Here is a 24332-nt window from a genome sequence, read left to right on the forward strand (position 1 = left end):
CGTCGGTATTACCAGCTTGCAAGTTGACGCTACGTCAAGGTCAACCCTCTTCTTCGCGGATCTCTAACGCGCTAGGGCAGGCACCGGCGTAGTCGGTTCCTCCGACACAACCGCGGGTGCGGGCTTGCCTGGCAGCTGACCGAGCAAGGTGCCGCCCAGGGCGATGCTCATGCCGAGCACCTGAAGCAAGGTGAGCGCCTGACCGAGTGCGACCCAACCGATCACCGCCGCCGAAACCGGGCTGAGCAGCCCGAGGAAGGCGATCGAGGTGGCGGGCACCTTCGAGATGCCACGGAACCACAGCCAGTACGCCACCGCGGTGCCGATAATGCCGAGATACAGGTAGCCGCCGATGGCGCGCCCGTCGAGCGCGGGCGGAGCGCCCTCGATCAGGAATGCCAGCGGGGCGATGAACAATCCGCCCGCGGTGAGCTGCCAGCCGGTGAGCGCGAGTGCGCCGACGCCGTCGGGCCGCCCCCAGCGCTTGGTAAGTACCGTGCCCAATGCCATGGACGCGGCTCCGGCGAGTCCGGCGACCACCCCGAGCGTGTCGAGTTGAGCATTGCCGCGCAGCACCACGAGTGCGACGCCGAAGATACCGATGAGACCGGCGATGATCTTGCGCCCGGTCGGCTTCTCCGCGAGCACCACCGTCGCGAAACCGAGCGCGATCATCGGCGCCACCGCACCGAGCACGCCCGCGATACCGCCGGGCAGCCGGTAGGCGGCCAGGAACAACAGCGGGAAGAACGCTCCGATATTGAGGATGCCGAGGACCGCGGCCCGCCCGATCCAGACGCCGCGCGGCAGCGCCCTGGTGAGCGCGAGCAGCACAAGTCCGGCGGGCAGTGCACGCATGAGCGCGGTGAACAGCGGGCGGTCCGGCGGCAGGAGTTCGGTGGTGACGGCGTAGGTGGAACCCCAGACGATCGGAGTCAGGGCGGTGAGCGCCAGGGTGCCCGGGTACGAACTCGCGGCGCGCGGGGCGGTAGCTGTGATCATTTTGGTCGCTCCTCATTGATAATCTCAACGTTGAAATATCTACCGGATGAGATGTCTCACCGTCAAGTAGATCAATGTTAAGATTCTTAGGATCGAGAGGATCTCGCATGGGAGACGCCGTGGACCTGATCGCCGAACACTGGAGCCGAGAACGGCCCGACGTCGACGTTTCACCGATGCAGGTGATCGCGCGGATCACCCGCCTTTCCCGCGTGGTGGAACACGACCTGAAGAAGTTCTTCGCAGGCCACGGCATGGAGTTCTGGGAGTTCGACGTGCTGGCGACGCTGCGCCGCTCCGGTGGCGAAACCGGGCTCACCGCAGGCGCTTTGAACCGAGCGGCCATGGTGACCTCCGGCGCGATCACCAATCGCATCGACCGGCTCGCGGCCAAGGGTCTGGTGCAACGCGCACCGGATCCGGAAGATCGCCGATCGGTCCGAGTTCAGCTCACCCCCGCAGGCCGCACCCTGATCGACGACCTACTTCCCCTCCATATGGCAAATGAGCAGCGCATGCTGACGACACTGGACGCCCCCGCGCGCGATCGACTGGCGGACCTCCTGCGCAATCTTTCCGAAGCACTGGGCGACACCTCGCTGGATTGACGCGAACGACGCGCAGCCCAGCCACCCGAATAGCCTTCAGAAGAAGCAACAATCGCGCGGCGCGCCGGAGTCAGCGCCGACTCGGCCCGATCGTCAGCTCATAGAGCAATTCTCGGGCAACGTCGACGAGCCGATCAGAACTCACCACCGGTCGAATCACCCGATGGAGTGGCGGGCCCCGAGGTCGGGCGCGGGGTCGGGGTCGACGCGGTGTTCGCTGCGACGGTGTTCCCCGGAGGAAAGGCGCTCGCGGGTGCGAGCCCGTTCCCATGCGGCAACGCATTCGCAGGCACCGTGCTGCCGGGCGGCCGCGCCTCATATGTCGGCGACTCCGGCGCGAGTTCCATCAGCCTGGTGAAGTCGACGACCCGAGCGCCGAGCGTCGCCGTCGAAATGATGACGCCGTTGGTGAACATGCGATAGGTGCCCGCATTTTGCGGAAGCGCCGTCTCGGGCCCCAACGGCGATCCGACCGAACTGTTCGCGCCGCCGATTCGCTGGTACTCGACATCGATCGGTGATCGACCGACAACCGTCCTGGTACGCGGGTCCACGGGCGCGATCCCGCCGGTCTGGGCATCGGGGTCGGGTTCGATCGGCACCGGGCCCAACTCGCTCGGCGTCGGCCCCACGGCGAAGGTGTAGATATCGGCGGGCTCCCCGCCGTCGGGTGCTGCCGAGTATTCCGAACGCAGGATTCGTCCGTCACGCAGCAGGACCGTGCCCGCGGTCGCGGCGACAGCGGCCGATGCACGCGGATCTTCCTTTGTGGTACCGGGATAGACCTGACAGTCGGTGGTATCGCAGGTCTGCGCGTAGGGATAACGCGTCTCGGCAAGGGCATACGAGCGCGCCGCGATCGCTTGGGCGCGAAGGGCTTCCGATGCACCCTTGTCCGCCCAGTTGGCCTGCACCTCGGCCGGGACAACGCCGAGCAGATAGTCCTCGACGTCGACACGGTTGACCGTGCGCGCCTGGCCGTCCTCCGTCGCGACACCGAGCGCGCCCCGGTACGCCGAGCCGCCGCACAACGTCAGATGTTCGGCGGCGGGCCTGCCCGGTTCCTGGTCGAGCGGATAGATCCACGGGTCGTCGGTCGCCGACTGCCACAGCACCTCGCCCTCACAGCCGACGGTGATGACCACGTTCGCGCCACCGTCCGGCAGCGGCGTGAGATGGGCCGCCTGACCGACCGCGAGTTCCCGTCCCGCGACCCGGCCTCCGGCATCGGCATAGGCGTCCAGGGTGGAGTCGTCCTGTTCGGTGAGCCGCACCGAGACGGTTGTCGGCGGTATCCGGCCGAGGTCCGCGCCCGGGTAGTAGTGCTCGAGAATCCGTTCCGCCGCCCACCCCTCGAGTGCGCTGTCGAACGCGCCGACCTGACTCATGCCACGCCCATGGCCTGGCCCGGCCAACGGGCGATATCCCATTTGCCCTTGCCAACCCCAGAATGTGAGGACGCTACCGGCAATCAGCAGCGCACCCCCTGTGAACAGCACCGGACGAACCGATATCGCGGATCGCGACATCGGACCGCGATATCCGCTTATCGCGCGCGGTATGCGCGCACCCCTTCGGGCATGCAAATGCCGATCCCCCCGTGCGCTTTCATTCCGGTGCTGCCTGCGTCGCATCCGCTTACTCCCACGGTTTTCCGGGACCGGATCGGCTCGATACCTGTCGGCATGTCGTGCCGTCCAGTCGCATTCCGAGAGCTACATTCGAGCTATCATATAATGCTCTACCAGAGGTTTAGAGATGTGACATTTGTCAACTAGTGTGATCGTTGATGTATCAAGAAGCAAGCCTGATCTTTTGTGCACATATCGCCGGTTCACGTGAATGGAGATGCTCGTGCCATACCGCAAACCGAAACGTTCCTACGTACTCCCGGTTGTCACCACGCTCGCGGTAGCGGCCCCGCTCGCAGCATTCACGATGAGCGGTTCGACCGATTACCGCTCGACCGCCGATAGCGAGCTGGCTGCTGTACCCGCGCAACTCGCCGAAATGGCCTTGGCCTCGGCCCCCGACATAACACTTCCGCTGAAGGATCTCACCGGCCTCGATCTGCCGGATCTACACCTCTCCGATCTGCGCATGCTGCCTTTACCGTCGTCGCTTCGGATTCCCGATGGCCTGCCGCTGCCACCCGGCATTGAGCTACCGAGGGAAATTCCACTACCGAAGCTCAATTCCGGTCAGAGCCCCTCGACTCCCGGACAGAGCCCGAATTCCGGTCAGACCCGAACTCCTCCCGGTCAGAATCAATTAGCTCCAGGACAGTTTCAAACAGCTCCCGGGCAGATTCCCCCATCCGGCCAATACGCCTCCCCCGCTCAGACCGCTCCCACGCAGCCGATTCCCGGGCGTGCGCCGACCGCGAGCTTCATCGCCGATCCCAGCCTGCTGGAACCTGGAACCGCCCCGGAGACACCAGCATTGGCGCCCGGCGCCGTCCCACCCGACCTGGTCGACCAGGTCGGCGCGCAGGTCAAGGAGCTCAGTCGCGACACACCATTCAGCGTGGTCGCACTCACCGCCAATGACCTGGTGAACACCAGCGCGAAGATCAGGGCCCGCCAATCCGACGGCGCATGGGGACCCTGGTACGACACCGAAGCGGTCGACACCAGGCGCACCGACCGTTCCCCGGCAGGCGGCCCGACCGGCACCGAACCGATCTACGTGGGCAATACGAATTCCGTGCAGGTCCTGGTGACCCGCAAGCCTGCCGCGGCGATCGCGCCGGTACTCGGCGCGCCCGTGCGGCCGACGCCCGCCGCCGCGCGTTCCGACGATCCGGCCCAGATCGACGTCGCCGCAATGACTGCCGTCCTCATCGATCCAGGTCGCGGCGCCATCGACGGTGAACTTTCCAATGTCGCCGCGGCCCTGCCCGGTGGCGGCCCGAACGTGATCACCCGCGCCCAATGGGGCGCCGACGAGTCGATCCGATGCGATGAACCGACCTACGACGAGGACGGGGTCGGCGGGGTCACCGTGCACCACACCGCAGGGCGCAACGACTACAGCCGGTCCGAGTCCGCGGGCATCGTTCGCGCGATCTACGCCTATCACGCAACGACATTGGGCTGGTGCGACATCGGCTACAACGCCCTTGTCGACAAGTACGGACAGATCTTCGAGGGACGCTTCGGCGGATTGGACCGCCCGGTGCAGGGCGCGCACGCAGGCGGATTCAACGAGAACACCTCGGGCGTGTCGCTGATGGGCAACTACGAATCCGAGGAGCCCTCGGACGAGGCGATCGACGCCATCGGCAAGTTCGTCGGCTGGAAGACCAAGATCGCGGGCCTCGACCCGAAGGGGAACACCACCATGTTCTCCGAGGGCACCGAATTCACCCCCTACGCACAGGGCGAAAGCGTCCAACTGCCTGTGGTGTTCGCGCACCGCGATGTCGGCAACACCAGCTGCCCCGGTGACGCCGCCTACGCGATGATGGACCGCATTCGCGATATCGCCGCGAGCGCGGGCGGACGATCCAGCACCCGGCCACAGCCGCAGACGCAGACCGGTAATACACAGCCGCAGAACGGCACTCAGCAGCAGTCGACGCCGCGTAGCCAGACCGACCTCGCCGCACTGGCCGCACTGACGAAAAAGCTGCTCAGCATGGTGAATCAGAACGGGGTCGCCAAGCACTGGTCCGACAAGGGCGGCCCGAGCGGACCGCTCGGCACCGCGCAGTCGGACCTGCTACCCGCCGCCGCCGGCCAGCAATACGCCAAGTTCACCAACGGGTACGTGTACTCCGCGCCCGACGGCCAGGTATACGAGGTGATGGGCGCGATCCTGGACCGCTTCCTGCAACTGGGCGCCGACGCGGGCGTGCTCGGCCTGCCGCTGAGCAATTCCTACCCGGTACCCGATGGCGTTCGTTCGGACTTCCAGTACGGCTCACTGGTTCTCAACCAGCTGACCGGCATCGTCACCACGGTGTGGAAGACCTACAACGAGACCTACCAGCAGGAGATCCGCCGCAAGCCGAACGACCAGATCGCCGCACCGGGACCCGCGCCCGCACCGGCGCAAGATGTCGCTCCGGCTCCCGGCACTGCTCCGGTCCCCGAGACCGCTCCGGCTCCCGAGACCGCTCCGGCTCCCGAGACCGCTCCGGTGCCCGAGACCGCTCCGGTGCCCGGGAATGATCCGGCACCAGCACCTCCGGAGCAGGCAACGCCCGAGGGCGATCCGGCATTTGTCCCCGATATCGCATCCGCGCCGGAAACCGCTGCGCCGGAAACCGGCGAAGCATCGGAGTAAGCACGCAGCCGATGCTTCGAGAGTGATTGCAGCACAGAACGATCGAACGAGCTCAGACCCACCAGCGTTCGAGCACCTGCGCGACCCCGTCCTCGGAGTTCGCCGCGGTTACCTCGTTGGCGGCGGCGAGTACCTCCGGGTGCGCGTTCGCCATCGCGACACCGTGCCCGACCATGGTCAGCATCGGAACATCGTTGGGCATATCGCCGAACGCGATGATCGTCGAATGCTCCACCCCGAGCCGCTGCGCCACCGAGGCCAGCCCCGACGCCTTGGTGACTCCCGGCGCGGACAACTCGATCAGGCCGTGATCGGTCGAGTAGGTGATGTCGGCGCGATCGCCGATCAGCGGTGCGAGCACCGACCGCATGTCCGCGCTGCTGGTTCCGCGTAGTCGGACCAGCATTTTGATCGCGGGCGCATCGATGACTTCGCTGCGGGACACGGCGGTGTCGTCCGGATTCAGCCAGGCGTGCTCGTATTCGGGCGAGCTCACGAATTGCGGCGTCACCGCGTCATGCGCGCGGGCGCCGACCCGCTCGGCGGCGAGACCACAGCCCGGAAGCGCGCGTTCGGCCAGATCGGCGATCCACGCGAGGGTGTCCACATCCAACGTTTTGCTGGCGAGTACCCGGTCGGTCGCGCTGTCGTAGATCACCGCGCCATTGCCGCAGACACACAGTGGCGCGTAGCCGATACCCTCGACCACCGGGTCGATCCAGCGTGGCGGCCGTCCGGTGGCGAGAACAAACGGCACACCGTCGGCGATCAAGGCATCGATCGCCGCCTTCGTGCGCGCGGTGACCCGCTCGTCGTGATCAATGAGGGTGCCATCGACATCGGTGGCGACCATCTTCGGTTTGGGCAGGTCCAGGCGAGTCACCTACGCCATCCTGCCGGAAAACAGTCTCGAGACGATCGCGGTTACTTCTCAGGGGGGCGGTCGCCGCCATGTCACGTCGTCGGCCTCGTCCTCCGCATCGGTCTTCCGCAGCGGATCAGCCGAGGGCTCCACCGGTTCGACCGGCGGATAGACCTGCGGTTGTTCCGGCGAGTAAGTCGAAGGAGCAGCAGGCTGGTCCCCTGACGGTCCAGCCTGTGGATAAGTCGAGGAACCGGCCTGCGGATACCCGGGATCGGCCAACTGCGGGTCCCCCGGCCGGGCAGACTGGCCGGGCTGGCCGGGCTGGCCGAGCTGGCCGAGCTGACCAGGCTGGCCGAGCTGACCAGGCTGGCCGAGCTGACCAGGCTGGCCGAGCTGACCAGGCTGGCCGAGCTGACCAGGCTGGCCGAGCTGACCAGGCTGGCCGAGCTGACCAGGCTGGCCGGGCTGGGCATCCCCGGCCTGGCTGAACTGGGCACACCCCGACGAACCCGCTTGTGAATCGGCCGGTAGTCCAGCCTGTGGATACCCAGGCTGGGCAGCCTGCGAATACCCGACCTGGGCAGCCTGTGTATATCCGAGCTGGACGGCCTGCGGGTCCACGGGCTGCGGGTACCCGAGCTGGTCGGGCTGCGGATATCCGGGCTGGCCGGGTTGTGCAGGCTCGCCGGGCACCCACGAACCCGCCTGTGGATAACTCCCCGATCCTGCCTGTGGATAAATCGACGGACCCTGCGGATATCCCGCGGGCCCCGCCTGTGGATACGGCGCAGAACCCGCCTGATAGCTCGCGGGTGTGGCCTGTGGATACGCGGCGGACTTGTCGTAGTTCAACCACTTGGCCGTCGCGGGCAGCAGCGCGAGTATGGCGGTAATCACGGGGAAGATCAGCCCGATGCCACTGCCGAGGCCACTGGTGAGCAGGGACGAGTCGCTCGTGGAACCGTCGACCTCCAGCAGGATCAAGAACCCGGCGATCCCCGCGACCACAACGAGCACGCACCCCGCGGCGACGAGAAACCGCCCGACCGGCCTGCGCAGGAACATCATGACCGCGCCGACGCCGAGCAACACCGCCACCGTCAGCGACACCGCACCGAGCACCACGAAATAGGTGGTGAACCAGCTTTTCCCGAGCAGTCCTGTCGCGTCGTATTCGGCATAGTCGCGGCCGAAATCACTGGCCGCGATCACGATATCGAGTCCGCCGCTCAGCAGATTGGCGATACTGCCGAGAACGGCGAGCACCCCGGCGATGATCGCGGTAGCGCCGTTCGGTGCGGGCTGAACCGATGGATATGGGTCGTAACCACCCGGATATTGCGGATAGTTCATGGTCCCTCTCAGCGTCTGAAAGCCCGGACGCACACCTATCCACAGAATATCGGACATGCCGAACCCCCGCGTGGCACGCGCACAGGCGCACACGTCCTTATGATCAGGGGCTAATACTCGACGCTGGCCCGCCCAGCCGTAAGACCAGAGGACTGATGACCGGCTTCCTGCTACGACGCGCGCTCAATTATGTCGTGCTGTTACTGCTGGCCTCGTTCCTGACGTTCAGCCTCGCTTCGCTGACGTTTCGGCCGTTGGACAGCCTCGAACAGCGCAACCCACGGCCGCCGCAGGCGGTGATCGACGCCAAGGCGGAGCAGCTGCATCTCAACGATCCGATCCCGCAGCGCTACGTAATCTGGCTCAAAGGCATCGCGCACGGCGACTTCGGCACCACGCTTGCCGGACAGCCGGTCAGCGAGGAGTTGCCGCGCCGGGTTGCGGTCAGCCTGCGTCTGCTGATCATCGGTTCGCTGGTCGGCACGGTGCTCGGTGTACTGATCGGCGCGGCAGGGGCGATTCGCCAATACAAATTCAGCGACTACTTCACCACGGTGATCTCGCTACTCATCCTCAGCACCCCAGTCTTCCTGCTCGCCACGTTGCTGAAATATGGTGCGCTGGAAGTCAATTCGCTTACCGGTTCGCAGATCTTCCTCTATACCGGGGAAACTTCGGCGAATACGGTCAACGGCTTCTGGCCACAGTTGCTCGACCGCGTCCAGCATCTGGTGCTGCCCACGGCGGGCCTCGCGCTCGGCGGCATGGCCGGTTACAGCCGCTACCAGCGCAACGCAATGTTGGACGTGTTGCAGAGCGACTTCATCCGCACCGCACGCGCCAAGGGCCTCACTCGCAACAAGGCGTTGTACAAACATGGCCTGCGAACCGCGCTGATTCCGATGGCGACGCTGTTCGCCTACAGCCTCGGTGGCCTCATCACCGGCGCGACGTTCACCGAGAAGATCTTCGGCTGGCACGGCGTCGGCGAGTGGCTGGTCGACTCGATCAACGCCCAGGATCTCTACGTCGTTGTGACGGTGACGGCCTTCGCCGGGCTGGTGGTGCTGGTGTCGGGTCTGCTCTCCGACGTCGTCTACGCGATTCTCGATCCCAGGGTGCGTGTGTCGTGAGGGAGCGTAGCGAGTCGTGACCGAAGCTGAAATCATCGTCCAGGGCGCGCCCGAGATCACCGCAACCGGCAGGCGCAAACTCGTCTTGCGCCGATTCCTACGCAATAAGCCCGCGATCGGGGGCGCGGTGGTGCTGGTCGCGTTGTTCGTCGTGAGCTTCGCGCTGCCGCCGCTGCTCACCTACGACTATCAGCAGCTGGACTACACCGCGCTGCTGAAGCCACCGAGCGCCAAACATCCCTTCGGCACGACGCAGATCGGCCAGGACGTGCTGGCGCAGACGCTGCGCGGCCTACAGAAGTCACTGGTCATCGGGCTGTGCGTCGCGCTGTTCTCCACCACCATCGCCGCGACCGCAGGCGCGGTCGCCGGCCTGCTCGGCGGCTGGACCGACCGGGCGATCATGTGGGTTGTCGACCTGCTGCTCGTGGTGCCGAGCTTCATCATCATCGCGCTGTTCGCACCGCGCACGAAGGGCAGCGGCTCCATCGTCTTGCTGATCGTGCTGCTCGCGGCGTTCGGCTGGATGATCAGCGCGCGCATCGTGCGCGGCCTGACGCTGAGCCTTCGCGATCGCGAATTCGTCAAGGCCGCACGGTATATGGGCGCACCGACCCGGACGGTGATCGTCAGCCACATCATTCCGAACATCGCATCGATCCTGATCATCGACACCACGCTCAGCGTCGGTGCGGCGATCATGGCCGAAACCGGTTTGAGCTTCCTCGGTTTCGGTGTGCAGCCGCCCGACGTATCGCTCGGCTCGCTCATCGCGGCGGGCACCAAATCGGCGTTGACCTACCCCTGGCTCTTCCTGTTCGCCGGTGGCCTGTTGATCATCACAGTGCTCAGCGCGAATCTGGTCGGTGACGGCCTGCGCGACGCGTTCGATCCTGGCGCCAAGCGAGCCCGTTCGCGAAAGAAAGCGAATCGATGACCGGAGCACATTCGACCGCGCCCCTGCTCGAGGTCACCGATTTGCGCGTGTCGTTCCCCAGCGAAGAGGGCCGGATCGACGCCGTTCGTGGGGTCAACTACACCGTGTCAGACGGCGAAGTACTCGCCATCGTCGGTGAATCGGGTTCCGGAAAGTCGGTGTCATCGCTCGCGGTGATCGGGCTACTGCCGGAACAGGCCCGCATCAACGGGTCCATCCGGTTGCGCGGGCGCGAGCTGCTCGGCCTCGGTGATCGCCAATTGTCCAAGCTGCGTGGCAGTTCCATCAGCATGGTGTTCCAAGACCCGCTCTCCGCACTGACGCCGGTGTATCGAATCGGCGATCAGGTGGCCGAGGCGCTGCTCGCGCACGGCACGATGGGCAGGAAAGAAGCCGCGGACAAGGCGGTGGAGCTGCTCGACCTGGTCGGCATCCCCGAACCGGCCGTGCGCGCCAAGATGTTTCCGCACGAGTTCTCCGGCGGCATGCGCCAGCGCGTTGTCATCGCGATGGCCATCGCCAACGATCCCGCGCTGATCATCTGCGACGAGCCGACCACCGCACTCGATGTGACGGTGCAGAAGCAGATCCTCAACCTGCTGCGCAAGGCACGCGACATCACCGGCGCGGGCGTCATCATGATTACCCACGACATGGGTATCGCCGCAACCCTCGCCGACCGGGTCGCGGTGATGTACGCGGGCAAGATCGTCGAAACCGCAACCACCACTGAGCTTTTCAGTGCGCCGAGGATGCCGTACACGGTGGGGCTGCTCGGCTCCATCCCGCGCATCGACGGTCCGGCGCGACGTCCACTGATCCCGATCGTCGGCGCACCGCCCGCGATGCACTCGCTGCCGCCGGGCTGCTCCTTCGCACCGCGCTGCCCGATCGCGATCGATGACTGCCTTGCGGCCGAACCACCGTTGGAGAAGACCAATCCCGGCCACTCCGCCGCGTGCATCCGCACCGCGGAGGTCGGCTCCAAGGACCTCTTCGAGGCCTACCGCCAGGAGATTTCGGAACCGGAAACCGAAGCCGTCACCGAAGACCGGGTGGTGCTGAAGGTTTCGGAGCTGGTGAAAACCTTCCCGATCACCTCGGGGGTGGTGTTCCGTCGCCGCAAGGGCGAGGTGCGCGCGGTCGACGGCATCAGCTTCGAAGTCCGTGCCGGGCGCACCCTGGCGCTGGTCGGTGAGTCCGGTTCCGGGAAATCCACCACGCTCACCCAGATTCTGGACCTCGTTCGGCCCGAATCCGGGAGCATCGAGATCCTGGGCAGCGATGTCTCGACCCTGACCAAGGCGCATAAGCGCGAGATACGCAGGAAGATGCAAATCGTCTTCCAGGATCCGACCGCCTCGCTCGACCCTCGGTTGCCGATCTTCGACGCGCTGGCCGAGCCGCTGCGCATCGATGGCCGTCCGCGTGCCGAAATCGCCCGCCGGGTACCGGAACTGCTCGAACAGGTCGGGCTGCGCCCGGAACATTCCGATCGCTATCCCGCCGACTTCTCCGGCGGCCAGAAGCAGCGCATCAGCATCGCCCGCGCGCTGGCGTTGGATCCGGAACTGCTCGTGCTCGACGAACCGGTGTCCTCATTGGACGTGTCGATTCAGGCCGGCGTGCTGAACCTACTGCGCGACTTACAGATCGAACGCGGCCTTTCCTACCTGTTCGTCTCACACGACCTATCGGTGGTCCGCAATCTGGCACATGACATCGCGGTGATGTATCGCGGCAGGATCGTCGAATCCGGTCCGGCCGAACAGATTTTCGCCGATCCACGCAATGAATACACCCGGGCGCTGATCGATGCGATTCCGGTTCCAGCCGTGAGCCGGTAGCAAAGGAGAGCGCGATGCGGATCCGATCGAACAGAGCCCTGATGGGGCCGACCCGAATGACCGCACTGCGATGCGTCGTGCCGTTGGTCGCGATCGGTCTCATCGCCTCCGGCTGCGGCACCGACGAAACCGATTCGGGCAAGGGACTGTCGGACGCGCTCGGCACCACCAGCGACATCAACCCGAAGGATGTCGGCGAACTGCGCGATGGCGGCAACCTACGCCTGGTGACGACCACGTTCCCGGCGAACTGGAACACGCTGTCCAACGACGGAAACGACGGCGAGATCGCCGACATCGAACGACCGCTTATTCCGCGTTCCTTCGATACCGATGCGGCGGGCGAGCTTTCGGTGAACAGGGACTATTTCACCGATGTCGCCCTGACCGGCACCAACCCGCAGCAGGTTACCTACACCATCAACCCGAAGGCGGTCTGGTCCGACGGCACACCGATCACCTGGGAGGACATCCGATCCCAGGCCGAAGCGCTCAGTGGTGCCGACAAGCGTTTCCTGATCGCGATCACCAATGGCTTCGAGTTCGTCGACAAGGTGGAACGCGGCGTCGACGACCGCCAAGCCGTCCTGACCTTCAAACATCCGTACGCGGAATGGCGCGGCCAGTTCGCGGGAAATTCTTCGCTGTTTCCGAAATCCGTTACCGCGAACCCGGACTCGTTCAACCACAGCCTGGTCGATGCGATGGGACCCAGCGCGGGGCCGTTCCTCGTGCAGTCCACCGATCGCTCACAGGGTCGAATCGTGTTGGGCCGCAACCCGAAATGGTGGGGAGCCACACCGAAACTCGACACCATCACCATCAGCGTGCTCGATCACCCCGCCTGGGTGGGCGCGTTGCAGAACAACGAGGTCGATCTGGTCCGACTCAACAGCATCGACGAGGTCAAGACGGTGCGCAATACCCACGGGCTGGCTCTGCGCCGCGCACCGGGTAACCGCTGGCGCCACATCACTTTCAACGGGGCACCCGGCTCCATCCTCGCCGATCCGCAGGTTCGGGTCGCCATCTCCAAAGCCATCGACCGGCAGGGCATCGCGACCGCGACCCAGAACGGTCTGGTGGAGAACCCGAAACCGTTGAACAATCACATCTTCCTGCAAGGCCAGGAGGGCTACCGGGACAACAGCCTCGGATTCGACCCCGCCGCCGCGGCAAGCGAACTCGACGCACTCGGCTGGAAGCTCAACGGCGATGTCCGCGAGAAGGACGGGCGCAAGCTGGTCATCCGCGACGTCATGTACAACGACCCGCTCTGGGTACAGGTCGCCCAGATCATCCAGCAGAACCTCGCCCAGATCGGTGTGCAGCTGACGATCGATACCAAGCCGGGCGCGGGGTATTTCACCGATGTCATCCAGCCGGGCGATTTCGACGCCGCTCAGTTCATCTTCCAGGGTGACGCGTTCCCGCTCGGCGGCATCCGGCAGATCTACCGCTACGACCCGAACGATCTGCAGGGCAACTACGGACGCATCGGCTCGCCGGAACTCAACGACCTCATCGATCGGACACTGTCGGAACTGGATCCGAAGAAGGCGATCGAGATGGCGAACGAGGTGGACCGCAAGGTGTTCGAGGAGGGGCACTCCCTGACACTCACCCAGTCCGATGGGAGCTTCGGTGCCCGTACCGATCTGGCCAATATCGGCTCTCCCGGCCTCGCGTCCTACGACTACACCAAAATCGGCTTCCTGAAGTAACTACACAGCATCCCTGCGAAAGGAGCGGACCATGCGGCTTCGTTCATTGACGACACGCCTGGCGATTCCCCTTGTCACGGTCGGCTTGATCGCGGCGGGGTGCGGCACGAGCGAGGAGGCCGCGCCCGAAGGCTCCGTCGCCGCGCTCGGCACCACCAATGACATCAACCCGAAGGATGTCAGCGAGCTGCGCGATGGCGGTAACCTGCGCCTCGCCGTCGGCTCACTGCCACAGAACTGGAACGGGCTGCAAAACGACGGAAACGACGCCGATACCGCCGCGCTGCTGCGGCCGACGATGCCACGGTCGTTCAAAACCAACGCGGCAGCGGAACTCTCGGTCAACACCGACTACTTCACCGACGTCGCGCTGACCGGCACCGAACCGCAGCAGGTCACCTACACGATCAACCCGAAGGCGGTCTGGTCCGATGGCACGCCGATCTCATGGGAAGACATCAAATCGCAGGCCGCGGCGCTCAGCGGCGCCGACAAATCATTCCTGATCTCCAACAACTCTGGCTTCGACCGGGTCGAGAAGGTCGAGCGCGGCGTCGATGACCGGCAGGCCGTCATTACCTTCAAGAAGCATTACGCCGACTGGCGTGGACAATTCGCGGGCAACTCGTTCCTGTTCCCCAAGGCCGTCACGGCGACCGCGGAGGCCTTCAACAAGAGCCAAATCGACGGGCTCACCTTGTCATCGGGCCCATTCATCGTCCAGTCGGTTGACCGGGCGCAAGGCCGGATCGTGCTCGGTCGCAATCCCAAATGGTGGGGTGACACACCGAAACTCGACACCATGACCTTCAGCGTGCTCGACAGTGCCGCATTCCTGCCCGCGTTGCAGAACAATGAGATCGACGCGATCGGTCTGGCAAGCAGGGATGAGTTGAAGACGGCACGAAACACCTCCGGCATCGCCGTACGCCGTGCACCTGGAAATCAGTGGTCGCACTTGACTTTCAATGGCGCACCAGGATCGATCCTCGCCGATCAGGGTGTGCGCGTCGCGATCTCGAAGGCCATCGATCGGCAGGGCATCGCAAGCGCCATCCAGAACGGCCTTGTCGAGAATCCGAGGCCGCTGAACAACCACATCTTCTTGCAGGGCCAGGAGGGCTACCAGGACAACAGCCTCGGTTTCGATCCGGCCGCGGCCGCCAAGGAACTGGACGCACTGGGCTGGAAACTCAATGGTGAATTCCGTGAGAAGGACGGCCGCAAACTGGAAATCCGCAACATCATGTACAACCAGGACGTCTGGGTACAGATGGCGCAGATCATCCAGCAGAACCTCGCCCAGATCGGCGTCAAAATGACTATCGAAACCAAGTCGGGTACCGGCTTTTTCACCGATGTCATCATGCCGGGCAATTTCGATGTCGCGCAGTGGTCCTGGGTCGGTGATCCGTTCCCGCTCGGCAGCCTCACCCAGATCTACGGCTACAACCCGAACGATCTGCAAGGCAACTATGGGCGTATCGGTTCGCCGGAGCTCAACGACCTGATCGAGCAGACCATCTCGGAACTCGACCCGAAGAAGGCCATGGAGCTGTCCAATCAGATCGATCGCAAAATATTCGAAGAGGGGCATTCGCTGCCGCTGTTGCAGTCACCCGGCAATATCGCCGCCCGCGCGAACCTCGCGAACTTCGGCGCAGCCGGTCTGGCGTCCTACGACTACACCAAGATCGGCTTCGTGAAGTGAAAGGATCAGCAATGAGGCTCCGTACCCTCGGCACCAGATGCGCTATCCCGGTCGTCGCCCTCGGGCTGGTCGTGACCGGCTGCTCCAACAGCGACGTGGCCGCGGGCACCAGCACCATCGGCACCACCAATGACGTCAACCCGAAGGACCCTGGCGAGCTGCGTGACGGCGGCAATCTGCGGCTTGCGCTGGGTTCCTTGCCGTCGAACTTCAACTACCTGCACGTCGATGGCGGCACCGAGGACGGTGCCACCGTGGTCAACCCCACGATGCCTGCCGCGTTCGTCAGTGATGCCGCGGGAGAACTCACGGTCGACCACAACTACTTCACCGACATCAAGCTGACCAACGCCGCCCCGCAGCAGGTCACCTACACGATCAACCCGAAGGCGGTCTGGTCTGACGGCAGCCCGATCACCTGGGAGGACATGCGCTCGCAGGCGGCGGCGTTGAGCGGCAAGGACAACGCGTTCCTGGTCTCATCGACCAGCGGCTTCGAACGGGTCGGGAAGGTCGAGCGCGGCACGGACGATCGCGAGGCGATCGTCACCTTCGACAAGCCCTACGCCGAGTGGAAGGGCCAGTTCAGTCCGCTGTACCCGAAGGCCGTCACCGCGACCCCGGACGCGTTCACCAACGCCGACCTGAACTCGCTGCCGGTCAGCTCAGGGCCGTTCGTCATCACCAATATCGACCGTGCCCAGAACCGGATCACGCTGAATCGCAACCCGAAATGGTGGGGCGCCACCCCCAAACTCGACACCATCACCCTCAGCGCGCTCGACCACAGCGCGACGCTGCCCGCGATCCAGAACAACGAGCTCGACTGGGCGTATATGTCCGGACTCGAGCTGGTGACCGCCGCGAAGAACTCGAAGAACGTCGTCATCCGCCGGGCGCCGGAGCCGAGCTGGTCGCATCTGACCTTCAACGGGGCGCCCGGCGCCCTGCTCTCGGATCCGCAACTGCGCATCGCCATTTCGAAGGCGATCGATCGACAGGGACTGGTCACGGCCGCGCAGAACGGCATCGTGGTCGACCCGAAGCCGCTGAACAATCACATCTTCATGGCGGGGCAGAAGGGCTACCAAGACAATTCGGCCCCCATCGCGTTCGACCCCGCCGAGGCCGCGCGAATGCTGGATTCGCTCGGCTGGAAACTCAACGGCGATGTCCGCGAAAAGGACGGCCGCAAGCTGGAAATCCGCGACGTGATGTACCAGCAGGACCAGTGGGTGCAGACCGCACAGATCGTGCAGCAGAATCTGGCCGCGATCGGTGTGAAGCTGACGATCCAGACCGTACCCGGCAGCGGTCTTTTCAAGGACGTGATCGATCCTGGCAACTTCGATATCGCCCAGTTCAGCTGGGGCGGCACCCCGTTACCGCTCGGCGCACTGCCGCAGATCTACGCCTACAACCCGGAAAATCTGCAAGGCAACAAGGCAAGGATCGGCTCACCGGAGCTCAACGAACTCATCGACAAGACCATCGCGGAGCTCGACCCCGACAAGGCGCTGGCGCTGGCCAACCAGTGCGACCAGATGATCTTCGCCGAGGGCTACTCGATCCCGCTACAGCAGGCCTCGGGCACCTACGCGGTCCGCGAAAACCTGGCCAACTACGGAGCCTTCGGCCTGGCCTCACCCGATTACACCAAAGTCGGCTTCCTGAAGTGACTTTCGGCCACCCCCTGGCCTACCCGGTCACCATGACGATCGGCGCCCTCGCGACCACCGTCGCCTGGGCGCCGTTCGCCGATCCGGACCAACTAGCCGCCCTGGCAACAACCGCCTTCTGCATCATCGGCTACACGACCTACCAACTCACCAGAGCACTCGGCCGCCTGCCAACCGGAATAACCGGCGCACCCCGCACAATCGGCATCAAGCGCGTCCGCCAGGACAACCGCCTCCTCAGCAGGACCTGGCTCGAAATCACCGGCACCGGCCGCCCCCGCTGGCTCCCGGTCTATTTCGACCCGGCGCTGCTCACGCTCACCGAAACGACCGGCGAGATCACCGATCGCTCCATCCACACCCCCGACCTCCGCTTCTACCCCTCCGGTCGCATCCGCGACACCGAACCCCCCGGTCGCTTGATCGACAACCCTTCTCGCCCCGATCCCGAGGCCCCGATCGTCGCCACCAACTCCACCCGCCCGATGCGCCGCCTCCTCCTCGACGCCCAATCAACAGTCGCCGCCCCCTTCATCGCCCTGATGTGGGTCTACATCGATAACGGCGGCCTCACCGCCTTCGCAGCCGCAACTTCGGTCGCCGCCGCCTCCGCTATCTGGCTCTCCGCCATCCAAGGCTCCGACCCGAGCTAGACACCCCGGCCGTTCCCGGTATCCGACAGACTCGAATCATCGACAAATTGGTCTGACCACTTGACCATCTGGCCGCTCTGGCGGACAGTGAAGACATGGCGTTGCAACCAGTGGTCAAGCGGTCGGTGTCCGGCGATGTGTTCGAGCAGATCGCGGCGGATGTGTTGAGTGGGGAGTTGGCGCCGGGGGCGACGTTGCCCAGTGAGCGGCAGTTGGCGGAGGCGTTGGGGGTTTCTCGGCCCGCGGTTCGGGAGGCTTTGCAGCGGCTGGCGGCCGCTGGGCTGGTTGCGGTGCGGCAGGGGGATGCGACAACGGTGCTGGATTATCGGCGGGGAGCGGGGTTGGAGGTTTTGCCTCGATTGTTGGTTCAGGGTGGGGAGTTGGATCCAGGGGTCGCGCGCAGCATTCTCGAGGCGCGCTTGCACAACGGCCCGAAGGTTGCCGAGTTGGCGGCTGTGCGACTCGGCGAGCACGACTCGGCGGGGGTACGAGAAGCACTCGAGCGAAGTGTCGAAGCGCTTGCGGGCGAGCAGGATTCGGTCGCGCGGCAGCGCCGTGCGATGGAGTTCTGGGATCACGTCATCGACGCGGCCGATTCCATTGTGTTCCGGCTGATGTTCAACATGCTCAGCGCCGCTTACGAACCCGCGCTCACGGCGCTTGCTCCGATCATGTCCGCCGAAGTGGGCAATGCCGAGGCGTATCGCGAACTCGCCGCCGCCATTGTGGCGGGCAGGCCGAAACAGGCCGCCGAGATCGCTCGAGCATTGCTCGAGCCGGCGACCACCATCCTGATCGATGCCCTCGGCGGGCACTGATCACGCTTCACCCTAGGAAGAAAAATGACGAAACCGCAGTCTTCAGAACAGGATTCGAGCGCACGAGCCCGCGTCCAGCGAGACGAGCGCGCCTTGCGGCGTGGCCTTTCCCTCGGCGAGGCCTTCCGCGAATTCCTCCGCCACCCATCGCCATGGCTCATCGGAATCACCCTGCTGGTAGCCCTCACTGGGCGACTCATCGTGGGCGACTGGCAGTTGACCGACGCGCTGGTGCCCGCCGCGATGCTCGCGGTCTTCCCGATCTTCGAGTGGATCGTGCACGTCACCGTGCTGCACTGGCGGCCACGCAAACTCGGCCCGGTCGCCATCGACAGCGAACTGGCCCGTAAACATCGTGAGCACCACGTGGATCCGCGCAATATCCCGCTGATCTTCATCCCGACCAAAACCCTGTCGGTACTGGTCGTCGTACTCGTCGCCCTCGCCGCCCTGGCATTCCCCCGCCTCGGCCTCGGCCTGACCTTCCTACTCACCATCACCCTGCTCGGCCTCGCGTACGAGTGGACCCACTACCTCATCCACACCGACTACAAGCCGAAAGGCTCGCTCTACCGCGCGGTCTGGCGCAACCACCGTCACCACCACTACAAGAACGAGCACTACTGGTTCACCGTCACCACCTCCGGCACCGCGGACCGCCTCTTCGGCACCCACCCGGACCCCGCCGAAGTCACCGCCTCCCCCACCGCCCGCAACCTCCACTCGGCCTGACCACCGACCCACCCACGAATCGTGGACGCCGCGAAAGATTGAAACCTGACCGTCGATCACCGATCACGGCGAGCCCGGCCCCGACGATCATCGATCGTCGGGCCGGGCTCTCCGCATTTCTGGAACCTCCACCTGCGCCCTTCGGTCCGGCACCGATCTCGACAAATCGATCGGTTGACAAAATACCCTAGGGGGGTATGGTAAAAATCGAATCCGGCGGCACTCGCCGTCATCGAAGAAAAGGAGCATCCCGATGAACGCCTCGAGCAAGTTCGCCGGCTTCACCCTCGGTCTCGCGGCGGTCTTCGGGATCGCCCTTGCCATCGGTGCCGCGCTCGGACCGAACGCCACCGACACGGCCGCGCATGATGCCCATGAGGAAGGCCCCGCCACCGATGGCGGGCCCAGCGAATACCCTGCCGGACTTATGGCCACCCAAAACGGCTACACCCTGCGACTGGACACCACACAGACCACCGCCGCGGCGAATGCCGGGCTGCGATTTCGCATCCTGGATCAGGCCGGGACACCGGTCACCCGCTATACGCGCAGCCACGACAAGGACCTGCATCTGATTGTGGTTCGCCGCGACATGGTCGGCTACCAGCATGTGCATCCGGTACTCGACCAGGACGGGACATGGAGTGTCCCACTAGATCTCAGCCGTGCGGGTGACTACCGGGTGTTCGCCGACTTCACCCCCGAGGGCGGCGACAATCTCACCCTCGGCGCGGACCTGCGGGTCGCGGGCAACTACGACGCGCAACCACTACTCGCCCCGGCGACCACCAGTACGGTCGGCGCTTACACCGTCAGCATGGACGGCACCATTACCCCGGGCCGGACTTCCGAAGTCACGCTCTCGGTGAGCCGCGACGGCAAGCCGGTCACCGACCTACAGCCCTACCTCGCCGCCTACGGTCACCTCGTCGCACTGCGCGCCGCCGACCTCGGCTACCTGCACGTCCACCCCGAAGGCCACCCCGGCGACGGCATCACCCCGGCAGGCCCTGACATCACCTTCGCCGTCACCGCCCCGAGTGCGGGCGACTACCGACTGTTCCTCGACTTCCAACATGAAGGCGTCGTCCGCACAGCCGAATTCACCCTCACCGTCGGCCCTGCTCCAGCGCCGACCGGAAACACACCCGTGCCCGAACCAGCGCACGGCCACTGACCATCCACACCCGCGTCGCACAGAACGGAGCACACGATGACCACCGCGACACAACCCTCGAGCACCGCACAGGTCGAACTGGTGATCGGTGGCATGACGTGCGCGTCCTGCGCCAATCGCATCGAGAAGAAGCTGAACAAACTCGACGGAGTCACCGCGACGGTGAACTACGCGACCGAGAAGGCTCGCGTCGACGTCAGCGGCGACATCTCGCCGGATGAGTTGATCGCCACCGTTGAGCAGGCCGGTTACACCGCAGTGCTGCCGACGCCGAAGACCGATGCACCCACGGAAACTACTGTGGGCGAGCCGGATCCGACCGCATCACTGCGGACCCGCCTGCTGGTATCGCTGGTGCTGACCGTTCCGGTTATCGCCATGGCGATGGTGCCCGCGCTCCAGTTCACCAACTGGCAGTGGCTGTCGCTGACGCTGGCCGCGCCGGTCGTGGTGTGGGGTGCGCTGCCTTTCCACAAGGCGGCGTGGACCAACCTCCGCCACGGGACCGCGACCATGGACACCCTGGTGTCGATGGGAACAATCGCCGCACTCGGCTGGTCGCTGTACGCGTTGTTCTGGGGTACCGCGGGGATGGCAGGGATGAAGCATCCGTTCGAGTTCACCATCTCGCGGATGGACGGCAGCGGCAGCATCTACCTGGAGGCCGCGGCGGGCGTCACCACGTTCATCCTGGCCGGGCGCTACTTCGAGGCCCGATCCAAGCGGCAGGCGGGTGCGGCACTGCGCGCGCTGCTCGAGCTCGGCGCGAAGGAGGTTTCGGTGCTGCGTGGCACCGGGGGACGGCAGCCGGCGGGGTGGGTCGGTACCGGGGGACGGCAGCCGGCGGAGCCGGTGGGGTGGGTAGGTACCGGGGGACGGCAGCCGGCGGAGCCGGTGGGGTGGGTAGGTACCGGGGGACGGCAGCCGGCGGAGCCGGTGGGGTGGGTAGGTGCAGTCGAGCAGCGAATCCCGGTCGGCGAGTTGACCGTCGGCGACTGGTTCATCGTGCGGCCCGGCGAGAAGATCGCCACCGATGGCGTGGTTGTCGAAGGCTCCTCCGCCGTCGATGCCTCGATGCTGACCGGCGAATCGGTGCCGGTCGAGGTCGGCCCCGATGACGCGGTGGTCGGCGCGACGGCGAACGTCGGCGGACGAATCGTGGTGCGCGCCACCCGAGTCGGCTCCGATACTCAGCTCGCACAGATGGCGAAACTGGTAGAGGACGCGCAGACCGGTAAAGCGCAGGCGCAGCGGCTGGCCGACAAGATCTCTGGGGTCTTCGTGCCCATCGTGATCGCATTGTCGGTCGCGACCCTCGGATTCTGGCTCGGTACCGGCGGTTCCATCGCGGCGGCTTTCACCGCGGCGGTCGCGGTGCTGATCATCGCCTGCCCGTGCGCCCTCGGGCTTGCGACACCGACCGCGCTGATGGTGGGCACGGGTCGCGGCGCGCAGCTCGGCATCCTGATCAAGGGCCCCGAGGTGCTCGAATCGACCCGGCGGGTGGACACCGTGGTGCTGGACAAGACCGGCACCATCACCACCGGCAAGATGACGCTGCTCGAGGTTGTCGCCGCGGCGGGCGAGGACACCGCCGAGATCCTGGCTCTGGCTGGGGCGCTAGAGGATTCGTCCGAGCACCCGATCGCGCAGGCGATCGCCAAGGGTGCCCGCGACAAGGGCGGCGAGCTGCGGCCGGTCGAGGGTTTCGCGAATATCGAGGGCCTCGGTGTGCAGGGCGTGGTGGACGGTCACGCGGTGATCGTCGGACGCGCCCGGCTGCTCGCCGACTGGTCACAGCAGCTGGACACCGACCTCGAGCAGGCGATGCGCGAAGCCGAGTCGCATGGCAAGACCGCGGTAGCGGTCGGTTGGGACGGTAGGGCCCGTGGCGTGCTCGTTGTGGCGGATGCGGTGAAATCCACTTCCGCCGAAGCGATCTCGCAGTTGAAGGCGCTCGGGCTGACACCGATCATGTTGACCGGCGACAATGCCGCCGCGGCCCGCGCCATTGCCGACCAGGTCGGTATCGATGAGGTGATCGCGGAGGTGCTGCCGAAGGACAAGGTCGAGACCGTCACGCGGTTGCAGGCCGAAGGCAAGGTAGTCGCGATGGTCGGCGACGGCGTCAACGATGCCGCGGCGCTGGCTCGAGCCGACCTCGGCTTGGCGATGGGCACCGGCACCGATGTCGCCATCGAAGCCAGCGACCTGACACTGGTGCGCGGTGATCTGCGTGCGGCGGCTGACGCAATCCGGCTGTCCCGCAAGACCCTCGGCACCATCAAGGGCAACTTGTTCTGGGCCTTCGCCTACAACGTCGCGGCGATCCCGCTGGCCATGGCGGGCCTGTTGAACCCGATGCTCGCCGGTGCGGCTATGGCGTTCTCCTCGGTGTTCGTGGTGAGCAACAGCCTGCGGCTGCGCAGCTTCCGGTCCACCGCGCTGTAGTTGTGCGACAGGACAGGTGGGGCGGCGAAGGATATTCGCCGCCCCACCCGTTTGTTCGGCAAGATCTGCGCCACTGCCCCGTCGCGCAGACCGGCCTACTGCCCGCGATCGGTCATCGACGATCGTTACCGACGATCATCACCGATCTTCGGGCGCTTTTCGGTTTCGACCTGCTCCTTGCGGACGGTCTCGGTGACGGTCTGCTGGTCTTCGACCTCGTCGACCGCCAGCCGAACCCGCTCCACCGGCACCGCGTGCTTGGACACGTGCACCTCGTCCTCGTGCAGGATCACCTCGCGTTCCTGCTCGCCCATCCGCACACCATCCATCACGGACGGGTCCGTTATCGGCTCGCGAACTACCCTGACCTCCTCGTGGATGGTCGGCACCCTGATGGACTGGTTCTCGGTCACCACGTATTTGCGCAGATGCGCGGCGCCGACCTCGTGGCGTTCGGTGCCGATATCGAGCCGTTCCTCGGACCGGACAACACTGTCGCCGTCGATGCGGCCGTCGCCCGCCATGGCGCGCCTACCGTCCGCACCGTCGTAGCCGTCCGCACCGTCGTAGCCGTCCCACCCTGCGTGACCGGGATCGACTCCGTAGTGGATGAACAGTTCGTTTTCGTCGTCGCGACTGATCCGTCCGTCGTGGTCGAGATGCGGCGCGGACTTCACCGCCGCTTTCTGGACCCGTACTTGCAACGTGTTCCCGTCGCGCTGGCGGGCTCCCGCCAGCGGCACCAGCGAATCATCGCTGAACAGGCCGGTCGACACCGCGATCCAGGTCGGCGATCCGGAGTTGTTGTCGAGGTAGATCTGATGAACCTTGCCGATCTTGTCGCCGCCCATGTCGAAGACGGTATTGCCGATCAGTTCATCCAACTTCTGGGCCATGATTCTCCTCCTCGATTGTTCGACGGGCATGGCAGATGAACGCGACAGCCCGCCGCGTATTCAGGGAATTGATTCAGTCGTTCTCGGCCGAGGTGAGCTCGTCCTCGGCCATCCGAGATGCCAGGCGAGATGTCCGCACGGCGCCATCGTGGCCGGACATACCCAGATATCGGCTGATGTCCAGCCGCTGGGTGTCCTGGTCGAGCGTGTCTTTTCGGTAGGCAATATCAAGCATCGACGTGCTCCTGCCTTTGTAGTGAATATTCCCGCTCCCGTATGGAGAAGTGGGCCGATCAGCTACAAAATGGCAACTACCCGGTGCGTACGGCGTCAAACAACCGTCCGTAGATATCGAATCCGACCGGCAGCGCTATCGGAGCCGCCATTATTGCTGCTCGGTCGCCGAAACAGTCGACTGCACCTTCCATGCAATAGGACCAGCGGCATTGTCGATAT

The 24332-nt window shown here is 65.2% G+C and carries 19 protein-coding genes; 13 read left to right on the forward strand and 6 right to left on the reverse strand.

Translation table 11 applies throughout. The features are described 5' to 3' along the window. Positions 1-63: 63 nt before the first annotated feature. On the reverse strand, positions 64-1002 hold the full coding sequence (locus ACLMAJ_RS15480) for an EamA family transporter (protein WP_412014350.1): 939 nt from the start codon (positions 1000-1002) through the stop codon (positions 64-66). Between the two features lie 107 nt (positions 1003-1109). Between ACLMAJ_RS15480 and ACLMAJ_RS15485 the strand changes: the two genes are divergently transcribed. Then, positions 1110-1610 (forward strand): MarR family winged helix-turn-helix transcriptional regulator, encoded by a 501-nt coding sequence (locus ACLMAJ_RS15485; RefSeq protein ID WP_412014351.1) that lies wholly within the window; start codon positions 1110-1112, stop codon positions 1608-1610. A gap of 134 nt (positions 1611-1744) precedes the next feature. On the opposite strand, the gene ACLMAJ_RS15490 is transcribed toward ACLMAJ_RS15485, so the two are convergent. Beyond that, the gene (locus tag ACLMAJ_RS15490) at positions 1745-3109 is read right to left on the reverse strand and encodes a SpoIID/LytB domain-containing protein (protein ID WP_412014352.1); all 1365 of its coding nucleotides are present in this window, start codon (positions 3107-3109) and stop codon (positions 1745-1747) included. Between the two features lie 349 nt (positions 3110-3458). Between ACLMAJ_RS15490 and ACLMAJ_RS15495 the strand changes: the two genes are divergently transcribed. Beyond that, entirely contained in the window at positions 3459-5900 is a 2442-nt protein-coding gene (locus ACLMAJ_RS15495; protein ID WP_412014448.1) for an N-acetylmuramoyl-L-alanine amidase, read from the forward strand. Positions 5901-5952: 52 nt separating this feature from the next. Here ACLMAJ_RS15495 and ACLMAJ_RS15500 read toward each other — a convergent pair whose 3' ends face one another. Together ACLMAJ_RS15500 and ACLMAJ_RS15505 are read right to left on the reverse strand one after the other, a co-directional pair. Continuing rightward, complete coding sequence (locus ACLMAJ_RS15500; protein WP_412014449.1) at positions 5953-6753, reverse strand: HAD family hydrolase; 801 nt, start codon at positions 6751-6753, stop codon at positions 5953-5955. Positions 6754-6831: 78 nt separating this feature from the next. Continuing rightward, positions 6832-8118, reverse strand: coding sequence for a hypothetical protein (locus tag ACLMAJ_RS15505; protein WP_412014353.1), 1287 nt, complete (start codon positions 8116-8118; stop codon positions 6832-6834). A 155-nt stretch (positions 8119-8273) separates the two neighbouring features. Here ACLMAJ_RS15505 and ACLMAJ_RS15510 point away from each other — a divergent pair, with 155 nt between their 5' ends. The 11 genes from ACLMAJ_RS15510 (at position 8274) to ACLMAJ_RS15560 (ending at position 22980) form a co-directional block, all read left to right on the forward strand. After that, positions 8274-9251, forward strand: a complete 978-nt coding sequence (locus ACLMAJ_RS15510) for an ABC transporter permease (RefSeq protein ID WP_412014354.1) — start codon at positions 8274-8276, stop codon at positions 9249-9251. 16 nt (positions 9252-9267) lie between these two features. After that, entirely contained in the window at positions 9268-10188 is a 921-nt protein-coding gene (locus tag ACLMAJ_RS15515) for an ABC transporter permease (RefSeq protein WP_412014355.1), read from the forward strand. Next, positions 10185-12035 carry a dipeptide ABC transporter ATP-binding protein gene (locus ACLMAJ_RS15520; protein ID WP_412014356.1) on the forward strand — a complete coding sequence of 617 codons (1851 nt, stop codon included), beginning with the start codon at positions 10185-10187 and terminating at the stop codon, positions 12033-12035. Before ACLMAJ_RS15515 ends, ACLMAJ_RS15520 begins: the two co-directional genes overlap by 4 nt. A 14-nt stretch (positions 12036-12049) precedes the next feature. Beyond that, on the forward strand, positions 12050-13759 hold the full coding sequence (locus ACLMAJ_RS15525) for an ABC transporter family substrate-binding protein (RefSeq protein ID WP_412014357.1): 1710 nt from the start codon (positions 12050-12052) through the stop codon (positions 13757-13759). Positions 13760-13790: 31 nt separating this feature from the next. Then, complete coding sequence (locus ACLMAJ_RS15530) at positions 13791-15470, forward strand: ABC transporter family substrate-binding protein (RefSeq protein WP_412014358.1); 1680 nt, start codon at positions 13791-13793, stop codon at positions 15468-15470. A gap of 11 nt (positions 15471-15481) precedes the next feature. Beyond that, on the forward strand, positions 15482-17149 hold the full coding sequence (locus ACLMAJ_RS15535; RefSeq protein ID WP_412014359.1) for an ABC transporter family substrate-binding protein: 1668 nt from the start codon (positions 15482-15484) through the stop codon (positions 17147-17149). Positions 17150-17181: 32 nt separating this feature from the next. Continuing rightward, positions 17182-17802 (forward strand): hypothetical protein, encoded by a 621-nt coding sequence (locus tag ACLMAJ_RS15540; protein WP_412014450.1) that lies wholly within the window; start codon positions 17182-17184, stop codon positions 17800-17802. A 95-nt stretch (positions 17803-17897) separates the two neighbouring features. Beyond that, the gene (locus tag ACLMAJ_RS15545; RefSeq protein ID WP_412014360.1) at positions 17898-18620 is read left to right on the forward strand and encodes a FadR/GntR family transcriptional regulator; all 723 of its coding nucleotides are present in this window, start codon (positions 17898-17900) and stop codon (positions 18618-18620) included. Positions 18621-18644: 24 nt separating this feature from the next. Then, entirely contained in the window at positions 18645-19352 is a 708-nt protein-coding gene (locus ACLMAJ_RS15550) for a sterol desaturase family protein (protein ID WP_412014361.1), read from the forward strand. 253 nt (positions 19353-19605) lie between these two features. Beyond that, a complete protein-coding gene (locus ACLMAJ_RS15555; protein WP_412014362.1) occupies positions 19606-20529 on the forward strand; it encodes a hypothetical protein in 924 nt (307 codons plus the stop codon). Positions 20530-20565: 36 nt separating this feature from the next. Then, entirely contained in the window at positions 20566-22980 is a 2415-nt protein-coding gene (locus ACLMAJ_RS15560) for a heavy metal translocating P-type ATPase (RefSeq protein WP_412014363.1), read from the forward strand. A gap of 125 nt (positions 22981-23105) precedes the next feature. Here ACLMAJ_RS15560 and ACLMAJ_RS15565 read toward each other — a convergent pair whose 3' ends face one another. Together ACLMAJ_RS15565 and ACLMAJ_RS15570 are read right to left on the reverse strand one after the other, a co-directional pair. Continuing rightward, entirely contained in the window at positions 23106-23876 is a 771-nt protein-coding gene (locus ACLMAJ_RS15565; protein WP_412014364.1) for a PRC and DUF2382 domain-containing protein, read from the reverse strand. Positions 23877-23949: 73 nt separating this feature from the next. Then, entirely contained in the window at positions 23950-24111 is a 162-nt protein-coding gene (locus ACLMAJ_RS15570; protein WP_412014365.1) for a hypothetical protein, read from the reverse strand. Positions 24112-24332 lie beyond the last annotated feature (221 nt).

This window comes from Nocardia arseniciresistens, from assembly GCF_046764875.1.
GTDB lineage: Bacteria > Actinomycetota > Actinomycetes > Mycobacteriales > Mycobacteriaceae > Nocardia > Nocardia arseniciresistens.